18 protein-coding genes are annotated in these 17,619 nt (G+C 60.4%); 4 read left to right on the forward strand and 14 right to left on the reverse strand.

The window, feature by feature from the left end:
- Positions 1 to 79: 79 nt before the first annotated feature.
- From VNX23_RS30520 to eno, 4 genes are all read right to left on the reverse strand, one after another.
- Positions 80 to 637 (reverse strand): NADPH-dependent FMN reductase, encoded by a 558-nt coding sequence (locus VNX23_RS30520; RefSeq protein WP_325635534.1) that lies wholly within the window; start codon positions 635 to 637, stop codon positions 80 to 82.
- 177 nt (positions 638 to 814) lie between these two features.
- A complete protein-coding gene (locus VNX23_RS30525; RefSeq protein WP_325635536.1) occupies positions 815 to 1,813 on the reverse strand; it encodes an MBL fold metallo-hydrolase in 999 nt (332 codons plus the stop codon).
- 175 nt (positions 1,814 to 1,988) lie between these two features.
- Complete coding sequence (locus VNX23_RS30530) at positions 1,989 to 3,125, reverse strand: zinc-binding dehydrogenase (RefSeq protein WP_325635540.1); 1,137 nt, start codon at positions 3,123 to 3,125, stop codon at positions 1,989 to 1,991.
- A gap of 91 nt (positions 3,126 to 3,216) precedes the next feature.
- Positions 3,217 to 4,500: a phosphopyruvate hydratase gene (gene eno, locus VNX23_RS30535; RefSeq protein ID WP_325635542.1), complete on the reverse strand. Its 1,284-nt coding sequence runs from the start codon at positions 4,498 to 4,500 to the stop codon at positions 3,217 to 3,219.
- 138 nt (positions 4,501 to 4,638) lie between these two features.
- Between eno and queF the strand changes: the two genes are divergently transcribed.
- Positions 4,639 to 5,127, forward strand: coding sequence for a preQ(1) synthase (gene queF / locus VNX23_RS30540; RefSeq protein ID WP_325635544.1), 489 nt, complete (start codon positions 4,639 to 4,641; stop codon positions 5,125 to 5,127).
- Positions 5,128 to 5,135: 8 nt separating this feature from the next.
- Here queF and VNX23_RS30545 read toward each other — a convergent pair whose 3' ends face one another.
- Positions 5,136 to 5,636 carry a DUF4188 domain-containing protein gene (locus tag VNX23_RS30545; RefSeq protein WP_325635545.1) on the reverse strand — a complete coding sequence of 167 codons (501 nt, stop codon included), beginning with the start codon at positions 5,634 to 5,636 and terminating at the stop codon, positions 5,136 to 5,138.
- A 73-nt stretch (positions 5,637 to 5,709) separates the two neighbouring features.
- Here VNX23_RS30545 and VNX23_RS30550 point away from each other — a divergent pair, with 73 nt between their 5' ends.
- Entirely contained in the window at positions 5,710 to 6,519 is an 810-nt protein-coding gene (locus VNX23_RS30550) for a dienelactone hydrolase family protein (protein ID WP_325635546.1), read from the forward strand.
- A gap of 64 nt (positions 6,520 to 6,583) precedes the next feature.
- On the opposite strand, the gene VNX23_RS30555 is transcribed toward VNX23_RS30550, so the two are convergent.
- The 9 genes from VNX23_RS30555 to tpiA form a co-directional block, all read right to left on the reverse strand.
- Positions 6,584 to 7,042: a hypothetical protein gene (locus VNX23_RS30555; protein ID WP_325635548.1), complete on the reverse strand. Its 459-nt coding sequence runs from the start codon at positions 7,040 to 7,042 to the stop codon at positions 6,584 to 6,586.
- A 62-nt stretch (positions 7,043 to 7,104) separates the two neighbouring features.
- Positions 7,105 to 7,443, reverse strand: coding sequence for a DUF1488 family protein (locus VNX23_RS30560; protein ID WP_325635550.1), 339 nt, complete (start codon positions 7,441 to 7,443; stop codon positions 7,105 to 7,107).
- A 294-nt stretch (positions 7,444 to 7,737) separates the two neighbouring features.
- Entirely contained in the window at positions 7,738 to 8,943 is a 1,206-nt protein-coding gene (locus tag VNX23_RS30565) for an MFS transporter (protein WP_325635552.1), read from the reverse strand.
- The gene (kdsA, locus tag VNX23_RS30570; RefSeq protein WP_325635554.1) at positions 8,943 to 9,797 is read right to left on the reverse strand and encodes a 3-deoxy-8-phosphooctulonate synthase; all 855 of its coding nucleotides are present in this window, start codon (positions 9,795 to 9,797) and stop codon (positions 8,943 to 8,945) included. The genes VNX23_RS30565 and kdsA overlap by 1 nt, the downstream gene beginning before the upstream one ends.
- Before the next feature lie 76 nt (positions 9,798 to 9,873).
- Positions 9,874 to 10,749, reverse strand: a complete 876-nt coding sequence (locus VNX23_RS30575) for a VOC family protein (protein WP_325635556.1) — start codon at positions 10,747 to 10,749, stop codon at positions 9,874 to 9,876.
- 27 nt (positions 10,750 to 10,776) lie between these two features.
- The gene (locus VNX23_RS30580; RefSeq protein ID WP_325635603.1) at positions 10,777 to 11,103 is read right to left on the reverse strand and encodes an NIPSNAP family protein; all 327 of its coding nucleotides are present in this window, start codon (positions 11,101 to 11,103) and stop codon (positions 10,777 to 10,779) included.
- Positions 11,104 to 11,193: 90 nt separating this feature from the next.
- Positions 11,194 to 12,825, reverse strand: a complete 1,632-nt coding sequence (locus tag VNX23_RS30585; RefSeq protein WP_325635558.1) for a CTP synthase — start codon at positions 12,823 to 12,825, stop codon at positions 11,194 to 11,196.
- A 166-nt stretch (positions 12,826 to 12,991) separates the two neighbouring features.
- Entirely contained in the window at positions 12,992 to 13,381 is a 390-nt protein-coding gene (gene secG / locus VNX23_RS30590; protein WP_325635560.1) for a preprotein translocase subunit SecG, read from the reverse strand.
- A 212-nt stretch (positions 13,382 to 13,593) separates the two neighbouring features.
- The gene (gene tpiA / locus VNX23_RS30595) at positions 13,594 to 14,352 is read right to left on the reverse strand and encodes a triose-phosphate isomerase (RefSeq protein WP_325635562.1); all 759 of its coding nucleotides are present in this window, start codon (positions 14,350 to 14,352) and stop codon (positions 13,594 to 13,596) included.
- Between the two features lie 247 nt (positions 14,353 to 14,599).
- Here tpiA and VNX23_RS30600 point away from each other — a divergent pair, with 247 nt between their 5' ends.
- Both VNX23_RS30600 and trpD read left to right on the forward strand, forming a co-directional pair.
- Positions 14,600 to 16,501 (forward strand): peptidyl-prolyl cis-trans isomerase, encoded by a 1,902-nt coding sequence (locus VNX23_RS30600; protein ID WP_325635564.1) that lies wholly within the window; start codon positions 14,600 to 14,602, stop codon positions 16,499 to 16,501.
- A gap of 91 nt (positions 16,502 to 16,592) precedes the next feature.
- Positions 16,593 to 17,606: an anthranilate phosphoribosyltransferase gene (gene trpD / locus VNX23_RS30605; protein WP_325635566.1), complete on the forward strand. Its 1,014-nt coding sequence runs from the start codon at positions 16,593 to 16,595 to the stop codon at positions 17,604 to 17,606.
- The last annotated feature ends 13 nt before the right edge of the window (positions 17,607 to 17,619 follow it).

Consider the following 17,619-nt stretch of genomic DNA (forward strand, 5'->3'; position numbering starts at 1 on the left):
GGGTTAAGGGAACGCTAATTTTTCGACATACCGGCATTCGAGCCGGTCCACGCAAGTCGCACCCTTTTTTCGAGAATATCTACCTGTTCTGCCTCTCGATGAAGGCGGCAAAGGCATCGATATATTGCGCGAGCACCTTCTGCAGCGACTCCTTCGTCAGTTGCGCCTTATCGTCGAAGGCATCGCCGACGCCATTGAGGTAAATTTCGGGCTGTCCAAGAATCGGGCCCGAGATACCTGGCAGGATGTTCTGCAGGTGTTTGGCCGCATTGACCCCGCCGAGCGGTCCGGGTGAATTGCTCACAATGCCGATCGGTTTGCCGAGGAAGGAGCTTTTGCCATAAGGCCGCGAGGCGACGTCGATCGCGTTCTTCAGCACGCCTGGAATTGAGCGATTGTATTCCGGCGTCACGAACAGCACGCCGGCGGATTTCTGAATCTTCTCCCGGAATGCCAGCCAATCGGCGGGCGGGTTCGCTTCGAGATCCTGATTGAAAAATGAAATACCGTGCAGTGTGACCACGTCGAGCTGCAACGAAGCCGGGGCCAATCTTGCCAGCGCATTGGCGATCTTCAGCGTGAAGCTCTCTTTACGAATGCTGCCGACGATCACGACGATGTTGAAAGGGGAAGCCATGGGATATCCTTGTCAGGCGGAGCGCAAAAAGATGATTTTGCACCTATAACGAGCTTGGAAGACGATGCAAGCGCATGAACTGCCGAACGTCACGACGAGCCGATCAAGGAACCGTGGCCAAATCAAAAATCAGGCCGCCCCTGCGGCGGCCTGATCTGTCACGCCCGGAAACTGAGTTCAGAGCACCGGATTCCAGGCCGATGGAATCAAGCGGTATTTCGCACCATCCTTCTCGATATGGCCGATGGACGGGAAGGTGAAGTGGAAGCCCACGACGGTGGCTTTTTCCGCCGCCGCCATGTCGTAGAATTTGTGCCGGGTTTGCTGCGCAAGGTCCGCGTCGACATCAAAGACCACATGCCAATCCGGATTGCGCAGGAACAGTTCGGGAATATTGGAGATGTCGGACTGGATCATCACGGTGGACCCGCCAGAGGAGACTGCGAAAGCGGTATGGCCCGGCGTGTGGCCGGGTGCTGCCACCGAGGTAATGCCGGGGGCGACTTCCTTGCCCCAGTCGTACTTCGTCACCTTGGACTCGATGCCGGCATAGACCTTTTTCACATTGGCAAAATAGCCCTTCATCATGTCGGACTGCGCCTTGGCGGCATTCTCATCGCTCATCCAGAATGCCCAGTCTTTCGCCGGCACCATGATTTCGGCATTCGGGAATGCCATCGAGCCGTCGGCAGCACGGATGCCGTTGGTGTGATCGGGATGCAAGTGTGACATCAGCACGATGTCGATATTCTTGGGATCGACGCCGGCAGCCGCAAGGTTCTGCAAAGTGCGGCCGACCGCTCCCTTGGTCGGTTCATAATTGGCGATGCCGTTGCCGCTGTCGATCAGGACAAGTTTGTTACCAGTATTGATCAGCTGCGGATTGAACGGCACCGTGACCATGCCCTTCGGCATGTAGGCGGCGTCGGCGGCTGCAAGCGCCTCGTCTTTCGACACGTTGGTCACGAACTTGTCCGGCATCGGGAACGTGCGCGCACCATCATTGATCGAGGTGCCCTCGATGGTGCCAACCTTGTAGCGATAAAAACCGGGCGCCTGGCTGGTTGTGGGCGGCGTTGCCGCGCGCACACTCAGGGCTCCCAACGGCGACAAGGCAGACGCAGCGCCGACAGCGGCTGCGCCGGCAAGCAAATGACGGCGACTCAGATCAGTCATGACGTTCTCTCCCCTCGTGTTCGCGCTTTTGCGCATTAAATTTCGGCGCAAATCTTCCCCTGTTGCGTCCCAAACGCAAGCCACTTTGTCACGCAGCAACGCCAATTTTGGCGCCAAAACACCCTTACAGGCGACAAAAAACACTTGGAAACCGGTTCGGAGGGCGCTCGCCCGATCAGCCCTTGTTCGGATTGATCAGATATTTTTCGCCGGTTGCGCGCTTGGCGTAGACCGCAATCTCGGAAAGCTGGAGCGCCTCCTTGAGCGAGACCACCTTCGTGTAATGGCTGGCAAAGGTGGTTTTGAGCTCGGCGACCACGCGCTGGCGCAGCTTCGCGCCCTCTGGACCGATCTTTTGCAGGAACTGAAACAAGAGCCAGCCACCGAGGCCCCATGTCATTCCGAACGCCCGGTTCAACTCGGTCGGACCCGTATTGAGGCCGCCGTAGATATAGACCTGCTTGTGCACGTTGGACCCGTAACGGCTGTAGACCTTGGCGCTCCTGCTGATGGCCGCCTCCATGCAGGTGAGAATTTGGCCGGCAAGCTTGCCTCCACCGATCGCATCGAACGCCAGCGTCGCACCGGTTTCACTCAGCGCATTGGTGAGATCGGCCATGAATGTCGGCGAAGTGGAATCGACCACGTATTTCGCCCCGATCTTGCGCAGGATCTCGCCCTGCTCCTGATTGCGGACAATGTTGACGAGCCCGATGCCGTCCTTGAGGCAAATCTTGTTGAGCATCTGGCCAAGGTTGGATGCGGCCGCAGTATGAACCAGCGCCTTGTGACCCTCGCGGCGCATGGTTTCGACCATGCCCAGCGACGTCAGCGGATTGACGAAACAGGAAGCGCCTTCCGCAGGCGTGGTGCCTTCCGGCAGCACCAGACAATCGCTGGCCGCGATGGTGCGGTATTGCGCGTACATGGCGCCGCCGATGATCGCGACCGTCTTGCCCATCAGCGCTTTCGCGGCTTGCGACGATCCGGTCCTGATGACAACGCCGGCACCTTCGTTTCCAACCGGCATGGATTCGTCGAGCCGCCCCGCCATGGCTCGCATGCCGGCTTCGGGGATCTTTGCCGTGATCACTGGCGCGTCCCTGGTTCCGGACGCTTTGGCCGTCGTCATGTCCGCGGCGCCGGTCAAGAGCCCAAGGTCCGATGGATTGATCGGTGTCGCCTCGATGCGAACCACGACCTCATCTGCGGCGGGCTCCCTGGTTGGCACATTCAGCAGGGAAATCTCGAGTTCGCCGCTCTTCTTGATCAGCGAACGAAGCTGCAATCCGCTATTGCCATCGGCGCTCATCGTCATCCTCCCGGCTTGATCGAATTTGGCCGGGAGTGTTCTCGCCTTGATGGGGAAACGCAAGGGCAAAGAGGGCTAGGTATCTGCTTCGTCAGGCAAGCGCCTTCAGCGCCGCCCTGCCCGCATATTTGGCCTGACCTCCCAATTCCTGTTCGATGCGCAGCAACTGATTATATTTGGCCGTGCGGTCGGAACGCGCCAGCGAGCCGGTCTTGATCTGTCCGCAATTGGTTGCAACCGCAAGATCGGCAATGGTGGAATCCTCGCTCTCTCCGGAGCGGTGCGACATCACTGCGGTGTAGCCGGCCTTGAAGGCCATTTCGACCGCGCTGAGCGTCTCCGTCAGCGTACCGATCTGGTTGACCTTGATGAGAATGGAATTGGCGCGGCCGTTCTTGATGCCGTCGGCAAGCCGCTCGACATTGGTGACGAACAGGTCGTCGCCGACCAGCTGGCATTTACCGCCGATGAGATCGGTCAGCTCCTTCCAGCCTTCCATGTCGTCTTCCGCCATGCCATCCTCTATCGAGACGATCGGATAGCGCGAGGCGAGATCGGCCAGGTATTTCGCCTGTTCGGAACGCGAGCGGGTCTTTTTCTCGCCGCCATAGACGTACTTGCCGTCCTTGAAAAATTCGGTGGCCGCGCAATCAAGCGCCAGCATCACGTCGCTGCCAGCCTTGTAGCCCGCTTTTCCGATCGCACCCATGACGAAATCGAGCGCCGCATCCGCCGAAGGCAGATTCGGAGCAAAACCGCCCTCATCGCCGACATTGGTATTATGACCGGCCTTCTTCAGTTCTGATCTCAGCGTGTGGAAGATTTCCGAGCCACAGCGCAAGCCTTCGGCAAACGTGAGGGCGCCGACCGGCATGATCATGAATTCCTGGAAGTCGATCGGATTGTCGGCATGCACGCCACCGTTGATGATATTCATCATCGGCACCGGCAATGTTCGCGCCAAGGTGCCGCCGACGTAACGATAGAGCGGCATGTCGAAGGATGTCGCGGCGGCCTTCGCACAGGCAAGCGAGACGCCAAGAATCGCATTGGCGCCGAGCCTGCCCTTGTTCGGCGTCCCGTCGAGATCGATCATGATCTGGTCGATCTGGATCTGCTCCTCGGCAGCGATATCGTTGAGCGCTTCGAAAATTTCGCCGTTCACGGCCGCGATTGCCTGCTGCACGCCCTTGCCGAGGTAGCGCGCCTTGTCGCCGTCGCGGAGTTCGACCGCCTCATGCGCGCCGGTGGAAGCGCCTGACGGCACCGCCGCGCGCCCCACCGAACCGTCCGCCAGGACCACGTCGACTTCCACGGTGGGATTGCCGCGGCTATCGAGGATTTCGCGGCCGATGATCTCGACGATTGCAGTCATGAATGCCTCTCTTCTTGCAAATCCGGATGTAAGCGGCTGGCGCTGCTTCTACAGCAAGCCATCACAGCGGAAAAGGTTGCGTTGCCGGTGACACTGATGGGCGAAACGGCTATTAACGCGGGAACGGAGACCAAGATTATGTCCAGGAAGCCCCGGAAGCCATCGAAGTCGGCGTCCTTCTCGCCCGACCTGCAACTCGGCCGGGCCGTCGAATGGCCGACCACACCTGACGCTGCGAAACTCGACCGCGTGCCCAATCCGCAGAAGGACAGCGATTACGTGGTGCGGTTCATCGTGCCGGAATTTACCTCTCTTTGCCCCGTCACCGGCCAGCCGGACTTCGCGCATATCGTGATTGACTATGTACCGGGCCAATGGCTGCTGGAATCGAAATCCCTGAAACTTTACGTCGCCAGCTTCCGCAACCACGGCGCCTTCCATGAGGACTGCACGGTCGCGATAGGCAAGCGAATATCCGTGGAGATCAAGCCGAAATGGCTACGGATCGGCGGTTACTGGTACCCGCGCGGCGGCATTCCGATCGACGTCTTCTGGCAGACGGGCAAGTTGCCGAAGGGAATGTGGATTCCAGACCAGGGTGTCGCCCCCTATCGGGGGAGGGGTTGACGAAAGGGTCATTTCACGGCGAGGTCCGTGCCATCGCTTTGGCGCAAGCGCCCCTTGGCGCTCTTGCGCTGTCCCTCGGCAGGCACCAGGCCACCCGCGGCAGCCAGGCCCCAAATTGGCATGTTGTTGTAGAGGCACTCATAAGCGCCAACCTGCACGAGATAGGTCTCGTGCCAGATACCGACGTCGCCGTTTGATGCGATCTTGCGATTGAATTCGCGCCAGGCCGGCAAATGTTGAAGCGAGCGATCGGACGCATAAGCGTGGAGCTGTTCAAAGCTTCGCCAATACTGAATCACCAGGAGATTTGGAAAGCCGAAGACGGTTCGCGCGTGCAGGAGTCCCAGCTCGGGTCGTCCGGCAAGCTCGGTCAGCATTTTCGGCATCGCCTTGGCCACCGGCATCCACTTCCAGAATTTCCACCATTTGTTGACGCGCATGCCGATCAGGAACACAACGAAGTCGCCATCAAGCTGAGCCGACATTCGAGCGGGGATGATATCGGGCATGGCTGAAAGCTCCTTGGCTTGCAATTAATCGAGGGACTCAATATCGACGCGTTGGCCCAAAGAGGAGTTGGGAATGGAATTAAACTCTGACATCTCCGACTTTACCAGACGCGACCTTACCCTGCTCGGCAAGACTAAACCCGTTCTGTTGACGGGCGCGACGGGACCCGCGGTCATCGTCATTCACGAGATCTACGGGTTTACCCCAACGCTGGCGCGGTTTTGCCGCTGGCTGGGAGATGCGGGATTGCGCGTCTATGCTCCCATTCTGTTCGGAGCGCCGGACGCGAGCAACCTCGAAAAACCTTCGATGATGCGGATTCTCTCGCTTTGCATCTCACGTGAGTTCACGATTCTGAGGGCCAACAGATCGAGCCCGGTGACCGATTGGCTGCGCGCGTTGGCGCGACTTGCGCACCACGAGTGCGGCGGACCAGGCGTCGGTGCGATCGGGATGTGCGTCACCGGCGGCTTTGCGCTCTCGATGGCACTTGATCCGGTCGTGCTCGCGCCGGTTCTGGCCCAGCCAGGCGTGCCGGCGCTGAATTCGGCGGCGATCGACATCGCGCCGGAAGATCTTGACCGCGTGCGTGAACGCACACGCCATGGATTGGAGCTGCGTGGCTATCGTTTTGAAGGCGATACGATCTGTCCCGCGTCGCGTTTTGCAGCCCTGCGCAGCTCGTTCGGCACGGCGTTCACCGGCACCGAATTGCCTGATGTGGCCGGCAACCCGGCCGGCATGAAAGCACGCGGCAAGCCGCCGCACTCGGTCTTTACCGGCGATCTGATCGATGCCGCCGGCCAACCCACGCGGGCGGCAGCAGATGAAGTGATCGCGTTTTTCCGGCGGACCTTGCTGCAACCGGACGCTGCGGCCTGAATGGCGATGCCGGACGAGCGCGCTGCGCCGACGTTCAGCCCGTCGGCAATGGGCAGTAAAGCGTTCATCGTGCAACGATCGTTGCAAGCATCGGCGAAACGGTTTTCTTGTCAGAAATATCGATTACGTCCGCAGGATTGACTGTGTCCCATTTTATCGAAGCCGAATTTGCCCGATAAAACTTCACCACTACTGCCTGGACCTCGTGTTCGTTGCCGCGCTTGTCGCGGACCGTGACCAAGCCAGTCAACTGAACGCTCTTGAGTTTTGGGAATTTGGCCAGCGCTGCGGGAACAACCGTCCGCGCTATGGCGCCGAACTCAGTCTTCAAATCGCGCCGCTTGGTAACGAATGGATCGAGGTTGAACTCAACCACAAGGCATTCATCAGGAAATGTAACGATCGTCCATGGATGCAAGCCGGGCTCGGTAATGACGCCTTTAGCGAACATCGCGGCGGTTTCGGCCGCGGCAGCAGGGGCTGAGAGCAACAGCGCCAGGATCATAACAATTGCAAAGTTCATTTCGGCACCTCTTTGACCTGAAAGCGACATTGTGTGCGGGCCGGCTAATGACGCAGGGCACCTCAATCCGTCACATTACTATCGGGCGCAACGCGCTTTTTGGGAATGTGTTTAGTGAATATCCGAATGACGTATCCCTTTACGTTCGGGCTGACGTCGAACAGATCGGATGCAATTTGCTCGATCGCGTCGCGATGCGCCAAGAATTGTTCCTGCCTGGCGGTCGTCTGACGGCCTCTTTCGCCAGCAAGAGCGTCCATGGCGGCTTCGCTGATCCGACATTCGATGGGTTCATTTCCGTTCAGCATGAGAAACGCAAACGCCAATCGTTCGCGGTCATGTCCAACAATTTTGTCACGCGTCAGCGGCATCGAAATTACCCCTTTAATTTCGATCTCCAAGGCTCTTCGTCCGATTGCACCGCGCGCCGAAAGTTTCCGTCGTTCGCGGGCAATCGGTCAACAGGCGAGCCGCGCTTTTGGGGGGAGCGCAAATAATCCTTCGGGGCGTTGCCGTTACGCCACATCCCATCGCGCTCGCTGTCGGCCTGCGGCCTTTCAATCAGCCGACGACGACCACAGCGGAGAGAGCGTGTTTGTGCGCCACGCCTGGTATCGGTCTGCCTTACCTCCAACAGTGGATACTGGCCGCCGCGGCACCAGGTTACTTTGCAGTCGACTTTACGAGTGCACGTCCTAGTGCGGGCGCGCGTCAGTGGGCTTCTTCTGGCGCAACAGCTGCGCACACGCAAAGCCAAGCGCGGTGATAATGACAGCGCTGGTCAGCAGCGTCGCTACCTTGCCGACAGTCTGGATTCCGAACCCGTAGGCGATCGGACCAACGGTCTGTCCCATGAAAAAGAAGAACGAGTGGAGTGCCAGTGCAGTCGCGCGGGCTTCCACCGACAGTTCGCTGGCAAATACCTGCAAGCAGCCGTGGATCATGTAAAAGCCCCAACCCATGATGACGAGGTTGATCGCCTGGATTTTCCAGCCCGGACCAAAGGCGATCGCCGCGAGCTGCAGACCGACCAGCGTGGCACCGGTGATCATCATGCCGTTGACGCCAAGGCGGGGGAGAAAGCGGGAAACGGTCATGGTGTAGAGCAGCCCGCCGACCGCAAATCCAGCGATCACAATGCCTGCGATCGACAGGCTGGTTTCGCCGAGGTCGAACAGGAACGAGGCGATGTAGGGGAAAAGTCCAAGCACGCAGCAGCCCTCGATAAAGACGGCCGCGTAGCAGAGCGCGTTCGGATTGCGAAAAATCGTGCGATAGCCATGCCAAAGCGTCGAAAGACTGCTTTTCGGGCCGCGCGTCAGCGCAGCACTGCGAAATCCGGCCGCCACTGCGACGGACGCTGTGATCACCAGGAGGCCTAGCACCGCCAAGACGCCGCGCCAGCCCAGGAAGTCGCCGATCACGCCGGAAAACGACGCGCCCAGGAGATTGCCCGTCATGGAGCCCGCCAGCGTGCGCCCGATCGCGACCTGACGCTTCTCGGCCCCGACGAGTTCGCTGGTCAGGCTGAGCGCGACCGGAAACACGCCGCCCGAGCCGACGCCGGCAAGGATGCGGGTTGCGAACAGGAGCGGAAACGAGCTCGAGATCGCGCCGAGAATGTTCGCAATGCCGAGCAGCACCAGGCACGCAATCATCAACCGCGCCTTGCCGAACAGATCGGCCGCCGCGCCCAGCACAGGCTGAATGACGGCGAAAGTAAAGGCGAACACCGCAGCGAAGCTCGCGGCGGTCGCAATGCTGACCCTGAAATCGTCGGCAATATGCGGCAGCACCGGATCGAGCGCGCGAGCCGAGAGGCTGGCGGCAAAGGTCGCGATCGAAATGATATTGATCGCCGGTGGCATGCGCTCATGCACCCGCAGTGCCTTCTGCGGCATCAGCGCGCTGCGTTCTTGTCGAGATTCTTGGCGATGGCGTCGAACGCCATCAACGCCCGCACCAGGCCTTCGAACTCACGCAGTGGTACCATGTTCGGTCCGTCGGAAGGCGCATGGTCAGGGTCGGGATGAGTTTCAATGAACACGCCGGCGACGCCGACGGCGACCGCGGCGCGCGCCAGAACCGGCACAAATTCCCGCTCACCGCCCGAAGCGGTGCCTTTGCCGCCGGGCTGCTGTACCGAGTGGGTCGCATCGAAGATGACGGGCGCACCCGTCGTGCGCGCCATGATCGGCAGCGAACGCATGTCGGAGACGAGTGTATTGTAACCGAACGAGGCGCCCCGCTCGGTCACCAGCACGTTCGGATTGCCTGCATTTGTAATCTTGGCGACGACATTGGCCATATCCCAGGGCGCCAGAAACTGTCCCTTCTTGACGTTGACCGCTTTCCCCGTCGCGGCGGCGGCCAGCAACAGATCCGTCTGCCGGCACAGGAAAGCCGGGATCTGCAGGACATCGACGGCCTGCGCCACCTCAGTACACTGCGCGGCCTCGTGTACGTCGGTGAGCACGGGTATTCCAACGCAGGAGCGTATCTCGGCAAAGATCGGCAGCGCCTGGGCAAGCCCGATGCCGCGCGCGGCGGAGGCGCTGGTGCGGTTGGCCTTGTCGAACGAGGTCTTGTAGACGAGGCCGATCTTCAACCGTGCCGCAATTTCCTTGAGCGCGGTTGCGACCTCAAGGCCGTGCGCACGGCTTTCGAGCTGGCAGGGGCCTGCGATGACCGAAATCGGCAAATCATTGCCGAATTTGACCGGTCCGATCGAGACGAGCGAGATCTTGGCGTTCAAAAACGTTTACCTTTCAAGCCGCCGTTTTCAGGGCACTTTTCTTCGCGGTGAACCATGCCGGGCGAGGGCTGCGGGATCAACCCACTTTCGTACCGTCGAATATGAGGGTTGCGCCGAAGGCCGCATCCGGCGGCACAACAATCCCAAAATCGCGCTCGACGAAGGCGACGCCTCCCTTCTTGAGCGCGGAGATCGCAGCCCTTTTGTCGCGCATCACAAAACGTATGGCCGCAAAACGCGCGCCTCGTGTCAAGCTCGGGGGTTCGGTTCCGGAATCTGCGCGATAAGCGGCCGGATTCATGACCCTGATGTCACCGCGTTCGGTCCGAACGGAGAATCCGCTCGCGTTCGAGTCGATGTCGCGGACCCTGGAGAACGCGCGGAGGAAGTCAACATGGTCCTTCGGCTTCCCGGAAACCATGATGATCTCAGCAATGCCCGAAACGCCATTTGGGTGCAGCTGAAATGCCGGATTCCAGAAGTTCTCCGGATAGTATTGCTGGCACGTGAAGTAACCGGCATCCGGCGTTTTGGGGTCCGCGGCGAATGCAAGGGAGAACGCGACCCTCACGATCGACCCGTCCGGGCGTTTGGCCTCGCGCTCGAAGTCGAACACGTCGAAATCTCCGATGCCCGCGGCGCGGAACGCCTCGGCATCCGCCGCCGCACCCCTGCCCTCCAATACCAGCATCGCGAGTCCTTGATCGCGCGCGAGGAAGTCACGCGTAAAGCTGGCGAAGGAAAAGGTGCCCGGCGTGGCGGCGGTTATCAGCTCAGGCTCACCCACACCAAGAAGCTCGATGAAAACGCCGGGGAACTGCACGATATGGTTGTGCGTGCCCCAGGGATGACGATTGCGGCTGCCGACCGTGAACCCGGCGCGACCATAGAATGCCGCGGCCGCGTCGAGGTCACGGACCGCGTGAACGATGTGGTCGAGACCATGGGGCATCCGAAGCCTCAGCCCGAAGGCATTCCGTCACTTCACCGCCGAGAATGCTGTCGGCACCAGTAGTTGACTGACGATGTTGCCGACGATTTGCCCGTCCGCCTCGGTTTGCGCCCGCGCGGCGATCCACTCGGGGTCGGCCTGGAAAGCCGTCCATTTTTTCTCGCGCTCGGCCAACGATTCCCAGGCCAGGAAATAGGTCAGCTCCTGGTTGGATTCGCCAATCAGGGTGGTGAAGAAGCCGGCCTGCCGGATGCCGTGTTTCTCCCAGATTTTGAGCGTGATGGTTTCAAACCGCTTCAAGAGTGCGGGCAAGCGGCCCGGTACACAGCGATAGACACGGCTTTCGTAAATCATCGGCGTAGCTCCCTGATCTGTTTTGGTAACGAGGTTGGGGGATCGATATGTCGCAACAATCGACGCGTCCGTCAAAGGCCGCGAATAACGTCAGACCAGCCGCGACTGCGCCATCGCCGCTTCCACGAAGGAAGCGAAAAGAGGGTGGGGCTCGAACGGACGCGACTTCAGTTCGGGATGGAACTGCACCCCGATGAACCAGGGATGGTCGTCATATTCGACGATCTCGGGCAATACGCCGTCCGGCGACATGCCCGAAAAACGCAGACCATGCTGTTCGAGCCGGTCCTTGTAAGCGGTATTGACCTCGTAGCGATGACGGTGGCGTTCTGAAATCTCGGTGGCGTCACCATAGACCGAGGAGACCCGGCTGCCCCGCTTGAGTATTGCGGGATAGGCGCCAAGCCGCATGGTCCCGCCGAGATCGCCGTTCTTCGAACGGCGTTCGAGTTCATTGCCCCGCAGCCATTCCGTCATCAGGCCGACCACCGGCTCGCCCGTCGGCCCGAATTCGGTGGAATTGGCCTCGGCAATTCCGACCAGATTGCGCGCGGCCTCGATCACCGCCATCTGCATGCCGAAGCAGATGCCGAAATAGGGCACGTCTCGTTCGCGTGCGAACTGCGCTGCGCGGATCTTGCCCTCGGCCCCGCGCTGGCCGAAACCACCGGGCACCAGAATGCCGTTGACATGTTCAAGGAACGGCGCCGGGTCTTCGTTTTCGAAAACCTCACTCTCGATCCAGTCGAGATTGACCTTCACCTTGTTGGCAATGCCGCCATGCGATAGCGCCTCGATCAGCGACTTATAGGCGTCCTTCATGCCGGTGTACTTGCCGACGATGGCGATGTTCACCTGGCCTTCCGGATTACGGATTCGCTCATTGATGACGTGCCAGCTTTCCAGCGCCGGCGGAAGTCTCGGCGCAATGCCAAACGCCGCTAGCACTTCGTCATCGAGGCCAGCCGCGTGATAGGCTTCCGGCACGGCATAAATGTTGTCGGCGTCGCGCGCCTCGATGACGGCGCTTTCGCGCACATTGCAGAACAGCGCGAGCTTGCGTCGCTCCTCCTTGGGGATCGCACGATCGGTCCGGCAGAGCAGGATGTCCGGCTGGATGCCGATCGAGCGCAATTCCTTGACCGAATGCTGGGTCGGTTTTGTCTTCAGCTCGCCAGCGCTCGGAATGAACGGCAGCAGCGTCAAATGGATGAAAATCGCGTGATCGCGCGGAAGATCGTTCTTCAGCTGCCGTATCGCCTCGAAGAACGGCAGTCCCTCGATGTCGCCCACGGTGCCGCCGATCTCGACCAGGACAAAGTCGTATTCGTCATTGCCGTCGAGGATGAATTCCTTGATCGCGTTGGTGACGTGCGGGATCACCTGGATGGTGGCACCAAGATAATCGCCGCGCCGCTCCTTGGTCAGGATGTTTTGATAGATGCGCCCGGTGGTGATGTTGTCCGCCCTGGTGGCGGGGCGCCCGGTGAAGCGCTCGTAGTGGCCAAGATCGAGATCGGTCTCGGCGCCGTCATCGGTCACGAACACTTCGCCATGCTGATAGGGCGACATCGTTCCCGGATCGAGGTTGAGGTAGGGATCAAGCTTGCGCAGCCGCACCTTGTAGCCGCGCGCCTGCAAAAGTGCGCCAAGCGCTGCCGATGCCAGACCTTTTCCGAGCGAAGAAACCACGCCGCCGGTGATGAAGATATACCGCGCCATGGGACTTAACCTTTAAGGCTACCGGCACGATTCTCCAAAGCGAATCGCCTCGCTTCAGCAAACATTTTGCCAGGCTGTGGGTGACGCTAAATCGATTGTGTTATCAGTAGCTTGATGGGGATGTTTGATGCAGGCCGGTGGCTGCAATCCTGCATGGCCATCCTGCTCATTGCGACTGCGGCGCCTGCGGACCGGACGGGGCAGGCTGATTCTGCTGCTCATCCGACTTCTTCAGCGAATCCAAAAGCCCTCCGCCGCTGCTCGGTGGCGCCACGGGCGTCGTGCCGCTGGCCGGCTGGGACTGTGACGACGGAACGATCACGGAACTTGGCCTGCGGTCGTAACTGGCAATCCAGGACAAAGCGAGGCTGGTGAGGAAAAAGCCGAAGGCGAGTACGGCAGTCGTGCGGGTCAGCAAGTTGGCCGTGCCCCTGCTCGACATGAAGCCGGCGCCTCCGCCCATGCCAAGCCCGCCCCCTTCGGATTTCTGCAGCAACACGGTTGCGATCAAGGTCGCAACGATCATCAGGTGCACTACGATAATGACAGTCTGCATTTTTACCTTCCGTCACAAACCAACGCGCTGCGACCGGGCAGATGGTCGGATTTGCGGGATCAAATTTGCGCGGGTGTTACACGATTGGACCGGGCATTGTCACCCCTGGTGGAGTGGATTTGACATTCGCTACCCACCTGGCCGAACGCTCGATTCTAACGTTGGCAAGGGTATCTGCCGAGATGGGACACGAATGCCCGCTCAGTCGTTAGTTAAGGACAGTCGGCCGCGATCGCAAGAAAATCGGCCGCCTTTAAGCTCGCGCCACCGACCAGGGCGCCGTTCACATTGGCAACAGCCAGCAATTCCCGGGCGTTCGAGGGTTTGACAGAGCCGCCATAGAGGATGCGGATCGCATCCCCCTCCCCGCCAAACCGGCCGATCAGAAAATCCCGAATAAACTGATGAATTTGCTTAACATCTTCGGCCGTCGGGGTTAGCCCGGTGCCGATCGCCCAGACCGGCTCGTAGGCAACGACCAGATTGCTCGCGCGCGCGCCATCCGGAAGCGATCCCTCAAGCTGCCTATGGCAAATCTGAAGCGTTTGAGCGGAATCGCGCTGCGCGTGGGTCTCCCCGATACAGACAATCGCCGTGAGCCCCGCACGCCAGGCAGCCTGCGCCTTTTGCCGAACCAGTCCATCGCTCTCGCCGTGATCGGCCCGCCGCTCCGAATGGCCGACAATAACGGCCCTTGCGCCGGCATCCGCCAACATTTCGGCCGAGATATCGCCGGTATGGGCACCCGATGGTTGCGGGTGACAGTCCTGACCACCAATAGAAAGGCTCTTCGAACCCTGTGCCTTCCAGGCAAAGATCGCTATCAGCGATGCCGGCGGGCAAACCAGGAGGTCGGCTTTCCGGGCCACCTCGGACGCACCCGCCAGCATCGCGTCAAACTCGGTTATGGACGCCTTGAGGCCGTTCATTTTCCAATTGCCGGCGATCAGTTGCCTTATGGGGTTGGTCATCTCAAAACTTTCATAAGTTGGGTGAGCCAAGCGCTAGCAAACCAAGCCGACCTGTACCAGACACCGCCAGTTTCAGGATTTCTCGCCATTTACCGCATCAATTGGCCCGCGGCACCATGGTTGCGACCTCAAGCCTGCCACTTTATGATGCGTTCTCAATCCGGTGACGCCCCTTTTTGGGAATTCGGCTATCGATATTCCTCGGGGCGCGCGGACCCGGTTCCCTCCTGCCAACAAGTTGGATCCCATGCTTCGAGGAATGCGCAAAGCCTCATCAAATTGGCTCGGCAAAATTGTCATGGCGACCGTGATGGGCGTGCTGATTGTCAGTTTCGGCATTTGGGGCATCGCCGACATTTTCCGGGGCTTTGGACAATCAACACTGGCCAAGGTCGGCCGCACCGAGATCTCGACCGAGCAGTTCCGGCAGATCTACAACGAAAGGCTGCAACAGATAGGCCGCCAGTTCGGCCGGCCGTTGACCATGGATCAGGCCCGTGCCCTCGGATTCGATCGGCAGGTTCTCCAGCAGACGCTCGCGGAAGCAGCACTTGACGAAGAGACACGGCGGCTCGGACTTGCGCAGTCGCCCGAGGAAACGATGCGCCTGATCTTCAGCGACCCCAATTTCAAGGGAGTGAATGGCGCGTTCGACCCGCAACGTTTTCAGGGCGTGATCCGACAACTCGGATTTAGCGAGCAACGCTTCATCGCCGAGCAGCGGCGGGTGTCGCTGCGGCGTCAGATCGCGGGAACCGTCGCTGCCGGGCTCGAGACGCCGAAAGTACTGTTGGACGCGCTGGCGCGGTATCAGAGCGAACAGCGCACGATTGAATACGTGAAACTCGACGCTGCCCAGGCCGGCACAATCGATCCACCCTCACCGGAAGCGCTGGCGGCCTATTTCGATGAGCACAAGGCGCTGTTTCGCGCGCCGGAATATCGCAAGATATCCTTCGTCGTCATAACGCCGGAAGAGATCGGTAAATGGACAGAGGTTTCCGACGAGGATGCGAAGAAGCTTTTCGAGCAGAGGCGCGACAAGTACGGGACGCCTGAACGGCGTCAGGTTTGGCAGATCGTGTTCCCCAACGCCGAAGAGGCGCAGGCCGCGCGCAGCCGTGTCGAATCCGGATTGTCCTTCGACGATCTGGCCAAGGAGCGCGGCCTCAATCCTGCCGACGTCGATCTCGGCGTCATCGCAAAGTCGGCGATAGTGGATCCGGCCGTCGCGGACGCCGCCTTCTCGCTGCAATCCGGCGAGCTCAGTCAGCCCGCCCAGGGAAGATTTGGCGTTGCGCTCGTCAAAATCGGCAAGATCGAGCCGGGGGTCGCACCCAACTATGAGAGCGTCGCCGCGGAGATCAAACGAGACATCGCGAAGGAGCGAGCGCGAACCAAGGTCGCCGAACTGCGTGACAAGATGGAAGATGAGCGCGGCGGTGGCGCAAGCGTCATCGAAGCAGCGCAAAAGCTGGGCCTTGCGCCTGTGACCATCGACGCGGTCGACCGTTCGGGCCGCCTTCCCAGCGGACAGCCGGCGATGAACATCCCACGCGGACTTGACGTGGTTTCGCAAGCCTTCAACAGCGACGTCGGCGTCGACAATGATCCGATTTCGTTCAACGGCGGCTATGTCTGGTACGACGTTCTCGGTGTTACGCCGTCGCGCGAACGCAGCCTCGACGAGGTCAGGGACCAGGTCGAAACGAGATGGCGCGACGACCAGATTGCGAGCCGGCTGCGCGCCAAGGCGACCGACATGGTCCAGAAGCTGGAACAGGGCGGCAAACTCGCAGATGAGGCGGCGCAGGCGGGATTGAGCGTTGAAACGGCTTCCGGATTCAAGCGCGATGCAACCGTGCCCGGCCTGCCCGCCGCCGCAGTTGCCGCGACGTTTCGAACCGTCAAGGACGGCGTGGGACAAACCCCCGACCCAGCCGCCAACGCCTGGATCGTTTTCCGGGTCACCGACATCACCGTACCCCCCGTCGACCTTGCGTCCGACGAGACGAAGAAATTGAGCGAAAACCTCAAACGGGCTATCACTGACGAGCAACTCGCCCAATACATCACGCAGCTTCAATCTAATATCGGTATCAGCGTCAACCAGACCGCCTTCGCGCAGGTGACCGGCGCGAATAATTGATCGTGAACGACAATGCCGGGGCGGCGCCAGAAAACAGGTCAGCTGAATGGCTCGTGAGGGTCTTGTTGTCGCGTTTTCCTGAAAGCACGTGATGGACGATTTCAAATCTATCATCGCCAAGGTGGCCACCGGCGCGACGCTGTCGCGTCAGGAAGCCATATCAGCCTTCGACAGAATGATGTCCGGCGAAGCGACGCCCTCGCAAATGGGCGGGCTTTTGATGGGGCTTCGCGTTCGAGGCGAAACCGTAGAGGAGATCACGGGCGCAGTATCGGCGATGCGGGCCAAGATGCTGCGGGTCAAAGCTCCGCCGGAGGCAATCGACGTGGTCGGCACCGGCGGTGACGGCTCCGGCTCCGTCAACGTCTCGACCTGCGCCTCCTTCATTGTCGCAGGCGCCGGCGTGCCGGTCGCCAAACACGGCAATCGCGCGCTCTCCTCGCGTTCGGGCTCGGCGGACGTCCTTGCTTCGCTCGGCGTCAAGATCGACATTTCGCCGGAGCATGTCGGCCGCTGCGTCGCCGAGGCCGGTATCGGCTTCATGTTCGCGCCGGCGCACCATCCCGCGATGAAGAACGTTGGCCCGACCCGTGTCGAGCTTGCCACCCGCACCATCTTCAATCTGCTCGGGCCCCTCTCCAATCCGGCCGGTGTCACCCGGCAAATGGTCGGAGTTTTCTCGAAGCAATGGGTACAGCCGCTGGCGCAGGTGTTGAAAAATCTCGGCTCTGAATCGGTTTGGGTGGTGCATGGCTCCGACGGGCTCGATGAGATCACCCTCACCGGCCCGACCTTTGTCGCAGCCCTCGAAAAGGGCAACATTCGTTCCTTCGAGGTGACACCGGAACAGGCCGGTCTCAAATGCGTGGCAGGTGAGACGCTGAAAGGCGGCGACGCGCAGGCCAACGCGATTGCGCTCAAAAGCGTGCTCGACGGAATGCCGAGCCCCTATCGCGATGTCGCCTTGTTCAATGCCGCAGCGGCACTGATCGTCGCCGGCCGCGCCAAAGATCTGAAGGAAGGCGTGGCGCTCGGCACCCAATCGATCGAAAGCGGAGCGGCGGCGTCGCGGCTGAAGCATCTCGTTGCGGTCTCCAACAGCTGAGCGCAGGTCGATG

The organism is Bradyrhizobium sp., assembly GCF_035570375.1.
Taxonomy (GTDB): domain Bacteria; phylum Pseudomonadota; class Alphaproteobacteria; order Rhizobiales; family Xanthobacteraceae; genus Bradyrhizobium.